The 14,681-nt window shown below is 59.7% G+C and carries 15 protein-coding genes and 3 pseudogenes; 14 read left to right on the forward strand and 4 right to left on the reverse strand.

What is annotated here, in order from left to right; translation table 11 throughout:
* Nucleotides 1–6: 6 nt before the first annotated feature.
* From ABIB51_RS19860 to ABIB51_RS19880, 5 genes and pseudogenes are all read left to right on the forward strand, one after another.
* Nucleotides 7–978, forward strand: a complete 972-nt coding sequence (locus tag ABIB51_RS19860) for a carbohydrate ABC transporter permease (protein ID WP_354191072.1) — start codon at nt 7–9, stop codon at nt 976–978.
* Nucleotides 972–1,808, forward strand: coding sequence for a carbohydrate ABC transporter permease (locus ABIB51_RS19865; protein ID WP_354191073.1), 837 nt, complete (start codon nt 972–974; stop codon nt 1,806–1,808). Before ABIB51_RS19860 ends, ABIB51_RS19865 begins: the two co-directional genes overlap by 7 nt.
* A 2-nt stretch (nt 1,809–1,810) precedes the next feature.
* Complete coding sequence (locus ABIB51_RS19870) at nt 1,811–2,662, forward strand: sugar phosphate isomerase/epimerase family protein (RefSeq protein WP_354191074.1); 852 nt, start codon at nt 1,811–1,813, stop codon at nt 2,660–2,662.
* 219 nt (nt 2,663–2,881) lie between these two features.
* Nucleotides 2,882–3,031, forward strand: coding sequence for a hypothetical protein (locus ABIB51_RS19875; RefSeq protein ID WP_354191075.1), 150 nt, complete (start codon nt 2,882–2,884; stop codon nt 3,029–3,031).
* Nucleotides 3,032–3,167: 136 nt separating this feature from the next.
* Nucleotides 3,168–3,641, forward strand: a pseudogene (locus ABIB51_RS19880) (ABC transporter substrate-binding protein); the annotation flags it as partial.
* A 15-nt stretch (nt 3,642–3,656) separates the two neighbouring features.
* Here the strand turns inward: ABIB51_RS19880 and ABIB51_RS19885 are convergent.
* Together ABIB51_RS19885 and ABIB51_RS19890 are read right to left on the reverse strand one after the other, a co-directional pair.
* Nucleotides 3,657–4,889 (reverse strand): hypothetical protein, encoded by a 1,233-nt coding sequence (locus ABIB51_RS19885; RefSeq protein ID WP_354191076.1) that lies wholly within the window; start codon nt 4,887–4,889, stop codon nt 3,657–3,659.
* Nucleotides 4,886–5,921, reverse strand: a pseudogene (locus ABIB51_RS19890) (relaxase/mobilization nuclease domain-containing protein); the annotation flags it as partial. The gene ABIB51_RS19885 and the pseudogene ABIB51_RS19890, both read right to left, overlap by 4 nt.
* A 141-nt stretch (nt 5,922–6,062) precedes the next feature.
* On the opposite strand from ABIB51_RS19890, the pseudogene ABIB51_RS19895 reads away from it, so the two are divergent.
* The 7 genes and pseudogenes from ABIB51_RS19895 to ABIB51_RS19925 form a co-directional block, all read left to right on the forward strand.
* Nucleotides 6,063–6,254 (forward strand): annotated as a pseudogene (locus ABIB51_RS19895) (ABC transporter ATP-binding protein); the annotation flags it as partial.
* Nucleotides 6,255–6,786: 532 nt separating this feature from the next.
* Nucleotides 6,787–8,469: an ABC transporter ATP-binding protein gene (locus ABIB51_RS19900; RefSeq protein ID WP_354191078.1), complete on the forward strand. Its 1,683-nt coding sequence runs from the start codon at nt 6,787–6,789 to the stop codon at nt 8,467–8,469.
* A gap of 194 nt (nt 8,470–8,663) precedes the next feature.
* Nucleotides 8,664–8,798, forward strand: coding sequence for a lasso RiPP family leader peptide-containing protein (locus tag ABIB51_RS19905; protein WP_354191079.1), 135 nt, complete (start codon nt 8,664–8,666; stop codon nt 8,796–8,798).
* Nucleotides 8,799–9,207: 409 nt separating this feature from the next.
* Nucleotides 9,208–10,590, forward strand: coding sequence for an asparagine synthase-related protein (locus ABIB51_RS19910; protein WP_354191090.1), 1,383 nt, complete (start codon nt 9,208–9,210; stop codon nt 10,588–10,590).
* A gap of 2 nt (nt 10,591–10,592) precedes the next feature.
* A complete protein-coding gene (locus ABIB51_RS19915; protein ID WP_354191080.1) occupies nt 10,593–11,018 on the forward strand; it encodes a lasso peptide biosynthesis B2 protein in 426 nt (141 codons plus the stop codon).
* Between the two features lie 32 nt (nt 11,019–11,050).
* Nucleotides 11,051–11,362: a PqqD family protein gene (locus ABIB51_RS19920; protein WP_354191081.1), complete on the forward strand. Its 312-nt coding sequence runs from the start codon at nt 11,051–11,053 to the stop codon at nt 11,360–11,362.
* Nucleotides 11,349–12,374 carry an LLM class flavin-dependent oxidoreductase gene (locus ABIB51_RS19925; RefSeq protein WP_354191082.1) on the forward strand — a complete coding sequence of 342 codons (1,026 nt, stop codon included), beginning with the start codon at nt 11,349–11,351 and terminating at the stop codon, nt 12,372–12,374. The genes ABIB51_RS19920 and ABIB51_RS19925 overlap by 14 nt, the downstream gene beginning before the upstream one ends.
* Nucleotides 12,375–12,607: 233 nt before the next feature.
* Here ABIB51_RS19925 and ABIB51_RS19930 read toward each other — a convergent pair whose 3' ends face one another.
* Complete coding sequence (locus ABIB51_RS19930; RefSeq protein WP_354191083.1) at nt 12,608–12,796, reverse strand: helix-turn-helix domain-containing protein; 189 nt, start codon at nt 12,794–12,796, stop codon at nt 12,608–12,610.
* Between the two features lie 198 nt (nt 12,797–12,994).
* On the opposite strand from ABIB51_RS19930, the gene ABIB51_RS19935 reads away from it, so the two are divergent.
* The gene (locus tag ABIB51_RS19935) at nt 12,995–13,249 is read left to right on the forward strand and encodes a transposase family protein (RefSeq protein WP_354191091.1); all 255 of its coding nucleotides are present in this window, start codon (nt 12,995–12,997) and stop codon (nt 13,247–13,249) included.
* A 25-nt stretch (nt 13,250–13,274) separates the two neighbouring features.
* Here ABIB51_RS19935 and ABIB51_RS19940 read toward each other — a convergent pair whose 3' ends face one another.
* Entirely contained in the window at nt 13,275–13,601 is a 327-nt protein-coding gene (locus ABIB51_RS19940; RefSeq protein WP_354191084.1) for a histone-like nucleoid-structuring protein Lsr2, read from the reverse strand.
* 422 nt (nt 13,602–14,023) lie between these two features.
* Here ABIB51_RS19940 and ABIB51_RS19945 point away from each other — a divergent pair, with 422 nt between their 5' ends.
* On the forward strand, nt 14,024–14,527 hold the full coding sequence (locus tag ABIB51_RS19945) for a GNAT family N-acetyltransferase (RefSeq protein ID WP_354191085.1): 504 nt from the start codon (nt 14,024–14,026) through the stop codon (nt 14,525–14,527).
* Nucleotides 14,528–14,681 lie beyond the last annotated feature (154 nt).

The following is a 14,681-nucleotide window of genomic DNA, read 5'->3' on the forward strand; positions in this document are numbered from 1 at the left end:
AGTGCCATGACAATTTCCAATACTGCCCGGAAGCCAGCGGCAGCGCCGTCGGTGACGGCACCACCCGGGCGCCCGGCGGACCGGCCGGCGACACGGGTTCCGTACCAGCGCTGGCGGAACCTGGTCTGGGTGTTGCCCGCCGTCGTGCTGTTGGGCGTCTTCGCTTACCTGCCACTCGTGCAGAACCTCGGGTTCAGCATGCTCAAGTGGGATATCTACAGCGGACGTCAGACTTTTGTGGGCGCAGACAACTACATCAAGATGTTCAATGACCCCATCTTTTGGAAATCACTGCTCAACAACACCCTCTATGCCGGCATCTCGATAATTTTCCAAGTGTTCGGCGCACTTCTCCTGGCCGCCATGATCGAAGGGCTGCGAAGTGAACGGTGGCGCGCGATCCTTCGGGCCGTGTACTTTGTCCCTTCCGCAATATCACTCACAGTCGCCGGACTGCTGTTCTATTTCATTTACGAGCCGCGGATGGGCATCCTGAATGCGGCGCTCGAGTTCCTCGGTCTCGGCAGCCTCACCCAGGCGTGGCTTGGCCAGGAAAACACCGCGATCTTCGGCATAATCGCCATGAGCCAATGGCAGGGTTTCGGCTACTGCACCTTGCTCTTTGCCGTCGCGCTGCAACGGATCCCCACTGAACTGTATGAGGCGGCCTCGATAGACGGCGTCGGTGCTTTCCGGCGGTTCTTTTCCATTTCCTTGCCGCTGGTCCGGGAGATGAGCAGCCTCATGATGATCGTCACGGTGTCCGGGGCTTTCCAGGTGTTCAACGAAGTCATGGTGATGACAAGCGGCGGCCCGAACAATTCCAGCCAGGTGCTGGGTACGTGGCTATACCGCAGTGGATTTGTCCGCAACGACTTCGGCTACGCGGCCGCCATTGCCACCGCCGTATTCATCATCACGCTGGTGCTCGCAGTGCTTCAGCTCCGGTTATCCAAGCGCAGGAGAGTCCAATGGTAACGCGCACGTCCATACTCATCGTTCTTGGCCGGGTTTTCATCCGGGCATTCCTGTTGGCCCTAGCCGTCGTCGTCATCTATCCGTTGCTGTGGATGCTGCTGAACGGGGTGAAGTCCAACGCCGAACTGTTCGCCAACCCGTTCGCACTCCCGGTCGCCTGGCGCTGGGAAAACTATGCCACGGCCTGGAACCGCGGCGTGGGCGACTATCTAACAACCAGCGTCCTCGTCACCGTAGCATCCACTATCGCCACGGTGTTCGTCAGTGCCTGGGCGGCCTACGGATTAACGAAGGTCAACATCCCCTTCAGCCGCACCGTGCTGATCCTTATTCTCGGCGGACTGATGCTGGCGCCGACTGTTGCCCTCATTCCGTTGGTGAAAATGTTTCAGGCTATGGGCCTTTACAACAGCTTTTGGGCCCTGCTGATCCTCTACACCGCCTTCCGTGTCCCGTTCACCACCTTCCTGATCCGGGCCTACATGATGGATCTGCCTGCTGAAGTGGACGAGGCAGCCGCTGTGGACGGAGCGTCAAAGGCCCGGGCCTTTTGGCAGATAATCTTGCCGATGTGCCGTCCGATCATCGTCTCGACGGTCCTGCTGAACATACTCTTCACTTGGAACGAGTACCTTTTCGCGATGGTCTTCACCAGTGGTGGGGCACTACAGACCCTGCCGGTGGGGCTCACCAATCTCATGTCCAAGCACGGCACGGATTATCCTGTGGTTTTCGCCGGCATGGCGATCGCCGCCCTCCCAGTCATCGTGCTCTTCTTCGCCGGCCAGCGGTACTTCATCCGCGGTCTGGCCGACGGCGTCGGAAAGTAGCGGTGTACACCATCAGCGCGGACCAGGTCTGCGGCTCAAACTTCGCCTATCAGCACCACACCCTGGAGCGCTGCCTGGACGACATGGTCGATCTGGGCAGGACCAAGATTGAGCTCTGGGGCATCGCACCGCACCTGCACATTCCTGAGACGGACGCAGCGCATCTACAGCAGGTGAGGAAGCTGCTGCAGGAGCGGAAGCTGACCGTAGCCTGCCTTACCCCGGAGCAGGTGGCCTACCCGGTCAACATCGCCTCCGGAGCGGAATGGCTGCGGGAGCAAAGCGTACGGCTTTTCCTGCGTGCGGCGGAAATCTGCAGCGAGCTGCAATCGCCGCTTTTGTTCCTCACGGCCGGGCGCGGCTACGAGGATGAACCGGTGGGGCCGGCCTGGGAAAGGTCCGTCACGGGGTTGCGGGCCATTACCGCCCGGGCCGAGGAGCTGGGTGTGGTGTGCGTGCTCGAACCGCTGCAGAGGGTGGAATCCAATCTGGTCACGGATGTTGCCTCACTGGCCCGCATGCTTCACGACGTGGGATCACTCGATCTGGGAGTGGTGATAGACACCGTAGCCACAGCAGTAGCCGGGGACAACATCAGCGACTACGGACAGGCGTTTGGTGACAGGGTCCGGCACGTGCACCTGGTAGATGGTGCTCCCGGTGGCCATCTGGCATGGGGAGACGGGACGCTGGACCTCAACGAAATCCTGCGCGGTCTTAGCGAACTGGATTACCAGGGAGCTTTGACATTTGAGCTCTTCGGCGACGGCTCCTACGCCCTGGAGCCCCGCACCGCCGTGGAGAGGGGCCTTCATGCTGTCGAAGTCAGCGCCGCAAGCCTCCGCGCCCGCTGACCAGCGCTTCAAATCGGCCCAGAAGACGGCCTCAGGCAGCCTCTTCGGAATAATGACACCTGCCACAGCGTTCGGCCCGGCCGCGGAGTCCCCGTGGTCATCCAGGAGCGTGCGGCCGCGTTGATTACCCATTTAGCAATCGTTGAGCCTGCCTCAGAGGCGTCGAAAATGGCTGGTGCGAGCTGGGTCCACTGGTCGGGTCGTCCAAGCATGAGCTTCATGCTGACTTCTCCGATACGGGTGACTCCTGCTGCTGCTGTCAACGTGGATTCCACGTATTCGGTCTCGATGGCCACAGTCCGACGCGATAAGGGCTACGCGGACCGCTTCTCGAACCAGACCGGTCGCACCACCGTAGTCGCCTACTAGCCATCCCCATCCGCCAGCAGAAAGTCATAGCCCTTCCGACGTAGTTCCTACCTCGATTGAACCCTCCTCGCGAGTGGGCTGCGTTGCCGTCCTGGATAAGTGCCAGGTGCCCCCGGCCCCTAACGAGACATTCAAATTGCGCCCGGGAGCGCTCATTGCCGCTGCTGTTGCCGCGGTCCTGGCACTATCCGCCTGCGGCGGAACCTCATCAGCTACGTCCTCGCCAGCCGAGAACCCGTACGGCCTCATTGAAGCCGGCACCATCCGCGTAGCCAGCCTGGGTGACTCCAAGCCCTACACCTTCGCCGACGCCCAGGGTAACTTCACCGGTTTCGACGTCGAACTCTTCAAGGACGTCGCCCACCGCGCCGGAGTGGACAAGGTCGTCTTTACCGGCCAGGACTTCTCCGGGCTGCTCGCCGCCGTCTCCAACGGTCAGTTCGACGCCGGCGTTGCGGCGATCGGCATCACGGACAAGCGCAAGGAGACCGTTGACTTCTCCGACGGCTACCTGACGGTCATCACCACCAAGGACTCGGGCATCAAGGACGAAAACGGCTTGTCCGGCAAGCGGTTGGGCGTGGTCCAGGGAACGCTGCAGGATCTTCATCGACTCGTTGTACTGCTAACGAGCGGGACCGCTCCTGACTCGTTCCGCACCTAGTGCTGCCACTGTCCGGGTCTTCTTGGCTTTGGCTGCGCCCTTGCCGATGGTGACGGCTGCGCGGGGGTGTGTACCCTCGCTGCGTTCCGCCGCGGAGCGCCCACGAACTTGGATTTCGTTGGCTCCGGTTGTTGCCAGCGATGCGGCGAAAGCTTCCTGGCGTTCCGCTGAGCCGTAGTCGGCTGCTGACGTGCTTTCAGCTTTCAAGCCCTGGTCTTTGAACCGGCGGCTGTCGTTGCCGGTGACGCGGTTTTCGATCTCGCGGCCGACACTTTCCATACGGGCGAAGAGTTCCTTTTCGGCTCGTTGGTACCGCTGTTCCACGGGCGTCCTCTCAGACCCGGTGAAGCCTCCTTCTGCCAGGAGTTTGGCTTCGTGCATCTCCTTGGCGGCTTGGACGAACGCGGGATCCTCAAAGTGTGAATCGCCGGCGCCGTTGACATTCGCGATGGTTTCTTTGCGCAGCTGGTCGATGTCGGGACCGTTGATGCCGTCCTTGCCGATGAGGAACAGGCGTTTCTGCACGCCGGCATCCGCGGCTGCCACCGCTGCGGGAGTCTTCGCGTTGTGTGCCGTCTGCAAGGCCTGGGCGAGCTCCGGGTTGGCAAGGTACTCGGCGGGTACTAGATTGCGTTCCATTTCCGGGGCCAGTGTCGCGGCTTGGGCGCGGAGTTCTTCGGCACGGGCAGCCGCGAGCATGCCCATGGCCTTCTCATGTTCGGCGGCCGCCGTGCGTGCTTCTTCCTGGCTGCGGTCCAGTGCGTCCTGACGTGCCTTTTCCGTGGTGATGGTCTGGATCCCTGATTCCAAGTAGGCGCCATCCGCGCCGACGTCGTGGGTGTCGATGCCGTAGCGCGTGAGCACTTCCTGACGGATCTTTTCGGACGCGGCCAGGGCGGTGGGGTCGTGGTCCCTCCAGCCTTCGGCGACGGCGTGTGCCGTTGCGATGTCGTGGGGTTGGGCTTTGTCCCACCACTGGTCCTTATGTACCGGTGCCAGCACCGCGTGCGCTGCACTACGGTCTGCCGTGAGGCGGGTCTGCGCTTCGTGCGCTGCCTGGGCGTCCTGGTGTTCCTGCTGCCGCTGGGATTCATGCCGCCGCCGAGCCAGGGTCTCGGCAATGCGTGAGGCAATCATGAGGGACTGCCGCATTCCGCCGTCCAGCACTTCATCCACTCCGTCTGATTCGCTCATCGTGCTCCCCTTGCAGTTGGTGGTCTATATCGGTCCAGCACGGGACCGGATTCACGGCCGGTGTGCTGGCGGGTTTTGGGTGGCGTTGGTGTGCTCGGCACCGCTGAACCTGGACGGATGGGCGCCATGCCGCGGAGTCCAAGTTCTACGGAATTCGCTACCGCTGCCTGTTTTGGGTGCACCGACGGAGACCGGCCGGGGCATGGTCGCAGCGAACGGCTTCAGCTGATCAGTGACGACGGCACGCAGCCGCTGCGCTTCTCTCGTTCGTCCCGACTGTTGGTGCATCTCATGGATAGCAAAGGCGGTGTTGACCAGCTGCAGCATCAGTGCCGACTGAGCAGCCGTTTTGTTCTTGCTCGATGCGGCCATGAACAACATGGCGGTCCCGGCAATCGACGGCAGAACGACGGGCTTGCTGTGCTCCCGTGGTGTGCGCAGCTGCGCTGTGCGGAACAGTTCGGCGGCGGTGGCCGCCAACGGGCCGGGGGTGGGTTCGAGCCGGTGGGACCAGGCCGCGAACGCACCGGATACTTCTCTCGCTGCTTTCGCCCAGGTCGCGTGATCGTCCCGCGGAATGGCCCGCAATTGATCTGCCAGTGCGGTCGCGTTGCGGGTGTACTCCACCCACATTTCCGCCGGGGGTGTCGCGTTCTCCGGGCCCGTCCTGGAGACCGTGCGCCTGTTCCGGGCCGCGGCGTTCCATTCCGCTGCAGCTTCGGCGGTTGCCAGGTGCGGTGAGTCCATCCACTCTTCACGCAAAGCACCAAGTTTCAGGTCGGACGCCAGAGTGCCGCCGCCGAACCAGATAGGACGTTCGCCCTGCTTGGGCCGTTCGGCTACGGAGTACCCGACAATGACGTCGGTGGTGTTCTTCGCGTAGCGCGGCCGGACCAGCATGCCGGTGTCCCGGGCGCGCCGGACGAATTCCCCTTCGGTCGCGGAGGCGCTGGCGCTGGCGCGCACTTTCCGGGCCAGGGATGACCGGTGCATTTCCCGGTCGTCCCGGACAGCGGTGGCTTTCTCGGCCTGCACAACCGGCGGCCAGACTGCGGACACAACGCACCGCCCCCTGGTTGAGACGGCCACGGCGTTCCGTGACATCGCGGGTGCCCGGACGCGCCCGAGGAACTACCCATCAGATATTTGTTAGCTGCCGGTTAGGGTAAGGGGATGACGTTGGGGGACGCGGCCGTGAAGCCGCTTGTACACATCCAAGACTTCCGCATGGACTTCGGGGACACGACGGTCACCAAAGACCCCTCCTCCGATGTCCGCGCCGGGGAATCCTTCGGGTTTCTCGACAGTAACGGATCCGGGACAACCACCATCCTCCGGGCTCTGCTAGGCACCCACCAGCCCACCGACCCTGCACCTCGGCGGCCAGTTCTGTGTCCGGCCGCCGGCCGTCTCACGGGCAACGGTGGGACAACGTCATGAGCGGATTTCAGCAACTCGCCACAGGGGCGGCCCGTCGCGACGGGCCAGCAGCCAACTTGCTCGGGAGCCCGAGAGATGGCTTCCGACAGTGCAGAAGCGGCGTGCCATCGCTCTTTGGTATTACCGAAAAACACGATAGCGCGGTTATGTCTGGGCCTTCCACGCGAATCGCCTATGCTGCACATACGTTTAAGTTAGATGCGACATCTCTGTGTACATACCCGGCCCGGTTAAGGTGCGCGCCCTCGCCCAGTCACTTAGAAAACAGTTCGCTAAATTCGATCCACACGGAGCTCCCTGTAAGCTCTTTTCCAAACATAGTGGCTCAATGGCAAAGAACTTTCCGACCATCACCAAGCAACAAGACCGGTACTAAACGGAAATCGAGATTACGCCATTGATGGAGAAAGGTGTTATGGAGCACGGTAATCGATCTCCACTCAGTCTAAGTCGCATAATGTCCTGGCATCGCGCAGCAATCGCGCTAGCAGTCGCTGCGTCAGTTGTGGCGTCAGGGCTTGCGCTCATTCAGCCTGCGCTGCTGAACCAGCTCATAGGCTCAATCGAGGACGGACAAGATACTAGGCCCCTGCTAGTTGGACTGATTGTCATGCTCGTCGCGAATGTGTTGACGGCTAGCGTTCAACAATATCTGGTGGATTCGACGGCAGAAAAGATAGTCTGGTCGATTAGAAGTCGTGTCGTTGAATATGCGCTCAGAATGCCGCTGGAGACGCTTCGGCGGATCTCTGCGTCCCAAGTAATCTCACGGGTAGGGCCGGATGCAGCAACCCTGCGAACAGCGCTGACCGGAGGGATCTTTGATTCCCTCGGTAACGCGCTCCTCATGATTGGCGCCCTTGTTGCGATGTCCCTAGTGGATATTCAACTTCTACTCCTGACGCTCGTTGTCGTCATCGTTTCTTTTTCGATAGTCATGGGTGCATTCCGGATTACCCGGGCCAGCTCCCGAAAGAACCAGGAGGCTATCGCTGACGTAACGACGTCGCTAGATAAAGCGCTTTCCGGTATTCGGACGATCCGGATCTACAATGCCACGAAACAAACCAGGGCAACTTTGCAGCTCTTACTGGAAGGTTCCAAACATGCTGGAATTCGTCTCGCGAGAGTCAAGGCGCTAGTTTCGCCGGCTAATGGTCTGGCGGTTCAGGGATCGCTACTTGTGGTACTCGGTGTTGGCGGGTCCCGGGTAGCTGAGGGTTCCATGACCATCGGGGAACTTGTTACGTTCGTCGCATACCTCTTTCTGGCCGTGATGCCCATGAGTCAGCTCTTGTCGGCGGTTAGTGACGTAAGCGTTGCAAGCGGTGCTTTGGACAGGATCAGGGCTATCTTCGATGAATCCGAAGACCGCAGCCGGCCGGCCGACGAAGGCCCATGCACCATCCGTGGATCCAGAAGACAGTTCTCCGAAGAAGACAACACAGCATCTGGGCGTCCGGCTCCGACGGTCGTCGTTGAGGATGTGTCTTACCAACATGGTCAGTCGGGATTCGGCGTCAAAGACGCAACTTTCGTTCTTGAGGGTGGAAGTATCGTTGGCCTGGTCGGCCCCTCCGGATCCGGGAAGTCGACCGTTCTGGATCTCCTTTCTGGCCTTATTGCGGCGGACGGCGGGTGCATTCGTGCTGATCACCTGGCGCTGGATCACCTCGCCGTGGACGCCTGGCGGTCGCACGTCGCGTACGTGGAACAGGCCCACGGCATCATCAGCGGCACGGTGCGTGAAAACCTTAAGATTGGCCGTCCGGGGGCAACTGACGAAGAAGTCGGTGAAGCGTTGTCCAGCGTGAATCTGGCGCGTTTAGCAGCGAACGGACCTCACGGTTTGGAGTTGGTAATCGACGAAGACGGGGCGGGGCTCTCAGGAGGAGAGCGTCAACGCTTGGCGATTGCCCGGGCAATCGTCTCCCAGCGGCCGATTGTCCTCCTTGACGAACCCTCTGCGAACCTGGACGCCGACAACATCGAAGCGCTAATCGGGATTCTCCAGTCCCTAAAAGGGACACGGACAGTGCTTATCTCGACTCATAGCTCGGAAGTCGCAGCGATTTGCGACCGTGTGCTTGTCATGGATGAGGGCTTTGTTCATTCACGCGATGCACTTGTCAATGGATGAAGGCATTGTTCATTCGCGGGGTGCACAAGAACAGAGGCAATCGAGGCCCCTCCTCAGGAATAAACTGCAGAATCTAGGGGTGAGGAGGTGGATTTAATTGCGTCAGAGTAGGCATGCTACGCTGACGGTGTCGCTGAACGCGGCAGACTCTATTTCATTCTGTAGAACCTCTTTTTACCCTTAGGAGATTTGTAATGAAGAAGCAGTACATCAGCCCGATCGTCGAAGAAATTGGCACTCTGCGGGAGACCACGAAGGGCCTTCCTTGGGGTTGCAGCCGTGACGGTCTCGGCAACCGAGTTCCGAACCTGAGCTGCGGCTGGATCTAATACCCAGCTAACTGGAGGCCTTCGTCTGTATCTAGACGAGGGCCTCCGGTTGTGCGGCCACGTTATGCACTTGCCTAATTCAATTCACACCGCGATTCTGGCGGGCGACGCTTCCACTGCCCGTGGTGGAGCATTGGTGCGTCATATAAAAGAGTCATGGGATGATAGGCGCGGTCGTCTCCATCTAGAGATGTGGAACCACTCCTCTATTCGTGACGGACGACCTAGTAGTTCAGGTGCGTACGCTGCCAGGCAGTTCGATTGCGAGGACTTCGCCTCGGTGGATCTGCTAGCCGGCGAAGCTCGGTTCATATGCAATCGAGATGGCCTCTCTGTCTTGACCAACTCAATTCGTTTCCTGTCTGAAATCTTTCCGCTATCACTGGATCCCCGCGGTGTCGCTGAAGAAATGTCGCGATTTATCCCGGAGCGGTACAAAACACAGACCCCTTGGGCAGGGGTCCGCCGTGTGCCACCTGGATTCAAGGCCTATCTTCGGCGTGACAATTCGTGGGACATTACGCCGATATCAGCGGCTTCCTCAAAGTTCGCATCCGCTGACCGAACTACTCTGCACGGAGGGGAACTACAGCGGGTTCTGAGGTCGGCTGTACGACGCTCCATCAACGGGGCGTCGAGTGTAGTGGCTGACTTGTCGGGCGGTATGGACTCAACGTCCATCTGCGCCATCCTCTCTGAGCTGGGCGAGCCGTACGTTCCTACTCATGTCGCAAGTTCGGACAACAACAACCTTGACAAGCACTATGCCGAAATCGCCGCCGCAGCGCTCGGGCAGTCGATATGTACCCTCGGCGACAGCCGAGTTGCTGCGGGTGCCTTCGACAGCACCTTCCACGGGTCCCCGGCGGCTCTGGATGAGGGTATCCCCACCTGGGTTGGTGGCGATAAGGGATACGCGCGACGATCGAGATTCGCCTCGACTGGTGGTCATGACCTTTACCTTGTCGGAGTTGGCGGGGACGAACTGTTCTCGATGCAGTACGGTTCATTGCTAGCGAGCGATGGGGCTGCCGGAGGACTCAGACGCTATCGGACGCTTCTTCGATCGATGTCGGCTGCAGGAACCTTGCGAGCAAACGCGCGCATGCTCATGACGAGGCTGTTGAGTCCGGGCGACGAAGCCAAGGCACGCCTGGGATCAGTAGACAAAGCATCAACGAACCCCGGCGACGCCCTCGCCGACCTTGGCTGGATGCCCGGTCTCGAGGTTCCGTCGTACTTGGCATCATCGTTAAGGGCGGAACTATGCGCAAATATTATTGATTTTGCGAATAGTGAAGAATTTTTCCTGCACGAGGAGCGTTTTAAGCACGTGATTTTTGAGAGCATCATGAAACAGGCTAAGACTCTTGCCAGCGTAAATCGAAACTTCGGTCATTCTAAACTGCAATTCAAAGCACCTTTCCTCGATGCTGAACTCGTCACGCAAGTTCTTGCGCTCGATTCACATGAGTTCAGTCCTCGCAATGGTCACAAGCACATCCTTAAGAAGGTCGTCGGAGATTCGTTGCCTGCTGCAATCCGGGACCGACCCGACAAGGGCGAGTTGAGTAGCGAGCTCTACGAGAGCTTTGCTGCCAACCGCGACACCGTTCGACGTCATCTTGGCAACTCATATCTCGTTGACCTTGGCGTCGTTGATGGTGACTCCTTGCGTACTGTCATGTCTCGATCAATGTACTCAACTGGCTCACTCATGGAGCTTGAAGAGCTCTATCACGCAGAAAAATGGGTGCGCGCTATGGATTCCAAAGTGGGGAGCTGCAGCTAATAATGTCTATTCCAATCAGTTCCTTTAGCACCGAGCCGGCTGGCCCGATCGAGCGTGTGGGACTACGTGCCGCGGTCATGGCTTCCCGTGCTGCATCACACATTAAGCCGGCGGTTTTGCACAAGGTGTTAAGAAGATATGCCGCCCTTGTCGACGTGATGGGCGAGCGTTCGGTCACGAGGTCACGAGCGGAACATGTACACGCCGCCCTTTGCGGCATCAGTCCGCGTTGCGCTTCACATGATGCATGCTTCGTTCGTTCTCTCGCACTATTTCTCTATTTGCGTCCGCTGGGACGGAACATTTCCTGGCATGCGGGGTTCCGGACCGACCCGTTTTTTGCGCATGCCTGGATCCAGGCCGGCGAACACTCGATATCCGAGACTGTAGAAGTTTCGCAATTCGTAGAGACTATGCGCGTTGACTGAATGCGATTCGCCAACTAGAGGAATAAATTAACATGACCTATTCTGATTTATTTAGTGGACACTACGTTCAATTTCAAGGGGCGGTTTGTAGCCCCTCGAGCGACGGTGCGGTTATCTATTCACCAGCCTCCGGATCGTACTATGCGGTCAATGAGGTGGCGGTGAGCATCTGGAATCACCTCGCTTCTGCAGCAACTGCAGCTCAAGTCACTGATGCTCTGGTTGCGGAGTACGACGCGCCACTGGATGTCCTCAAAGGGGACGTGCGTGCCACGTTGGAGTACCTAGAGTCGGTGCGACTGGTGGAGCGAGTGAATGGTGGGGGGCCAAATGCAGGGTCGTAAGAAGATCGGGTTCCTCACGTTCGGGCACTGGGGAGTTCAGAGCGACGGGTCTAGGGATGCAGCAAGCACCATCCAAGACCTCGTTGCTTTGGCTCGTGACGCGGAGCAAGCGGGTATCGATGGTGCCTGGCTACGCGTGCACCACTTTCAGCCGATGCTGTCCAGCGCCCTTCCTGTTATCGCCGCTATGGGAGCAGTGACCGAGCGGATCGAGCTGGGTACTGCTGTCATCGACATGCGCTATGCATTACCAACCTCCCTGGGTGAAGACTCTGCCACTGTGGAGGCGCTCGTTCCCGGACGCCTGCATCTTGGTATATCGCGAGGTGCCCCCGAGCCATTCCACCAGGGGCAGGCAGCTTATGGCGTTCACACCGTTGAGGATATCCGCGAAGCTACTGAAGTCGGGTGGTCGCGTGCGATGCAGTTGCGAGAGATTCTCGACGGGAGGTCTTCTGTGACTCCTGCTCCTCGGGAAGGTGCAGATGAAGCAAACAGCGATTTTCGTATCGAACCGACGGCCTCTCAGTTGGCATCAAGGCTGTGGTGGGGATCTGGCAGTGTAGGGTCAGCTGTCCGTGCAGCAGAGAACGGCTTCTTGCTGCTCTCATCTACGCTCCTCCTCCAGGATGACGGCTCATCTTTCGTGGAACAACAGGCATTGCAGATTAGGGCCTACCGCGAGGCCTGGGCTGGGGCCGGACACTCAGATCCTGCCCAAGCAGCCGTCACTCGAGTCGTGCACATCATCGAAGACCAAATGGATGAGGACTATTTCGGCGTGCTTCGCGGCGAGCAAGAGCGACGTGGCGAGCTGGAAGGCCGTAAGGCAGTCACTGGCCCGTCCTACGTGGGTTCCATTGATGAAGTGGTTGGCATGTTGCGAGCCGATAATGCTGTGACGGAAGCCAACTGGGTGTTGCTTGCATTGCCTGAATTTACGGGTCGGGAATACGCATCGAAGACTTTTAGGCGGTGGGTTGAGGTCCAAAAGCGTTTGGAATGGTCATAGTCGGCCCGCATGGCGCGAGGACCACGGTCGCATCGGTCTGCGTGGCGTCTAGCCCAGTGGATCTGTAGCGCAGGTCGTAGCGACGGGGAGGCTTTCGATACGCCCCCGACACTGTGGCTGTCGTCCTCCGGCAACCGACGAAGCAAAGCTCGGGGGTCTGCCTCGGGTTTTGTTGACTCGGCGCCGCAACTCTTTGCGTGTCCCACGGGGCCTCGGGCCTGCGACCGCTTGGTCTAGAGGAGATATCGGTAAACCGTGGCGCGGAAGACGCCGAGCATCTTGCCGATGTCGGAGGCACCGATGCCTTTGCCTTTGAATTCCCTGGCCCTGACAGCGGCAGCGTCGTTGAGTTTACGGGGTCTGCCGCCGTGGCGGTTGTTGGCCGCGGCGGCAGCGAGTCCGGCCCTCGTGCGTTCAATCACCGTATCGCGCTCCAGCTGCGCGAAGTCCGCCGTAATGGCTCATCAACTTTTAGCGTGGTGTTCTTCAAATGAAGGGGCTCGTAGCCCTGCGAGCATAGGTGTTGTCGAGACATCTATTGCTGCGGACTACGAGCCTTGTTACAGATTACCCAGACGTGCGATGCGGCGTCGATTCTGTTCGATTTGGAGGGCCAGGTTGTGCTCTCTGCCGAGCGTGCCGGTGCTGGCCGGACGGTTCTTGTCGAGCCGGTCGAGCGGGAAGGGGCCTGCCCTGACTGCGGGGTGCTGTCCTCCCGGATCCAGGCCCGTCCGGTCCACCGTGTCCGGGACGTCCAGTGCGGCGGGACACCGGTGGAAGTCAGGGTCCGGAAGCGGCGGCTGGTGTGTCTGGAACCGCAGTGTCCGCAGCGGTCGTTCAGACCACCGATGAGGTTCCGCTGCGTTCGAGACTGACGCACACAATCGGCCCCCCGGTTGCTTAGTGTGCGTCGTCGTAGGCTTTTTTGATGTCCTGGCTGATGCGCCCGCGGGAATTAGGGCTGTACCCATTGGCCATGGCCCACTCACGGATCCGCTGAGTTTCTTCCCTGCTGGATGATACAGCCCTGGTACTCCGGCTCCCTGGGACGCTGCGGACGCGCCTGCCGTGGGCGAGGAACGGTGCCAATGCCGCGCGGAATCCGGCTGCACTCTCCGCTGCCAGATCGATTTCGTAGTCGGCGCCGTCAAGGGAAAACCGGAGGGTTTCCTGCGCATCCTCACCTGAAATGTCATCGATCAGCTGGACATGGATTTTACGGGCCAACGGGGGTCCTTCGTTCGAGATTGATGCTGTCATTTCCCCCCAAACCAACGCCAGCCTTTGACTTCAACACTATTTCATTTCCGAACACCATCGAACCCGCAAAGCGTTCGTCTGCATGGAGGCCACTGACTCGGCGTCGACGTTTGTCAGGAAATGGCACAACGGATCTCAATCGGCCGCACTTTAGCGCAGTCTGACGTTAGCAAAGGAAAAACCGCAAAAGGACAGTCAGAAACGCTCCCCCGGGCTTGAAGACCAGCTTTGATATCGACCCCGGTTTCTGACCGCCAGAGAAGGTGGCCGCCCGCAGTGTGGATTTGATCGCTCCGTGGCGGCGTTCTGTGATCGTTCGGTGTCGCACCAGCGCCCGTAAGCCGATCGGCTTGCGGGCCTTAGCCACGCGCTCGAACTAGAGTCATTGGATGCTAACGCCACAACCGACTGATCGTTTGAAGTTTCGTGAGATGACTGCTGCGGACCTCGACGGCATGACCGCGTTGCTCGGAGATCCTCAGGTGATGCGCTTCTACCCTGCACCCAAGTCTCAGGACGAAGCAGCAAGCTGGATTCATTGGAACCAAGAGAACTACGCGGAGCACGGGTACGGCCTGTGGATTGTCGAGACGCATGACGGAGAGTTCATAGGCGACTGCGGGCTGACATGGCAGCAGGTGAACGGCGCGCAGAAGCTTGAGGTCGGGTACCACGTGCGTTCCGACCTACACGGCCAGGGGTACGCGACAGAAGCAGCCGCTGCTTGTCGCGACTACGCCCGAGAACACGTCGAAGCCACCGAACTGATAGCGATCATCCATCCTGATAACCGAGCTTCTGAGCGGGTAGCTGAGAAAATCGGAATGCACCGCGTCGCTGATGACCGAGGCGGGAACATCCCCGTCCGAACAGTCCTCAGCATGCAGCTGTAGATACGTCCGAGTCTGTCCGCTGAGGGATCGGCGGATTCAGGCGGTCGTTGCAACGGCGGCGGGTTTTTCTGGTTCAAATAGTAGCCGTTCCATGGCTTGGGCGGGGGTGATGCCGCCCAGGGTCTTGCGGGGTCGGTCGTTGAGTTCGGCTGCG

The sequence above is a fragment of the Arthrobacter sp. UYCu712 genome, assembly GCF_040547005.1.
In the GTDB taxonomy this organism is placed as follows: domain Bacteria; phylum Actinomycetota; class Actinomycetes; order Actinomycetales; family Micrococcaceae; genus Arthrobacter.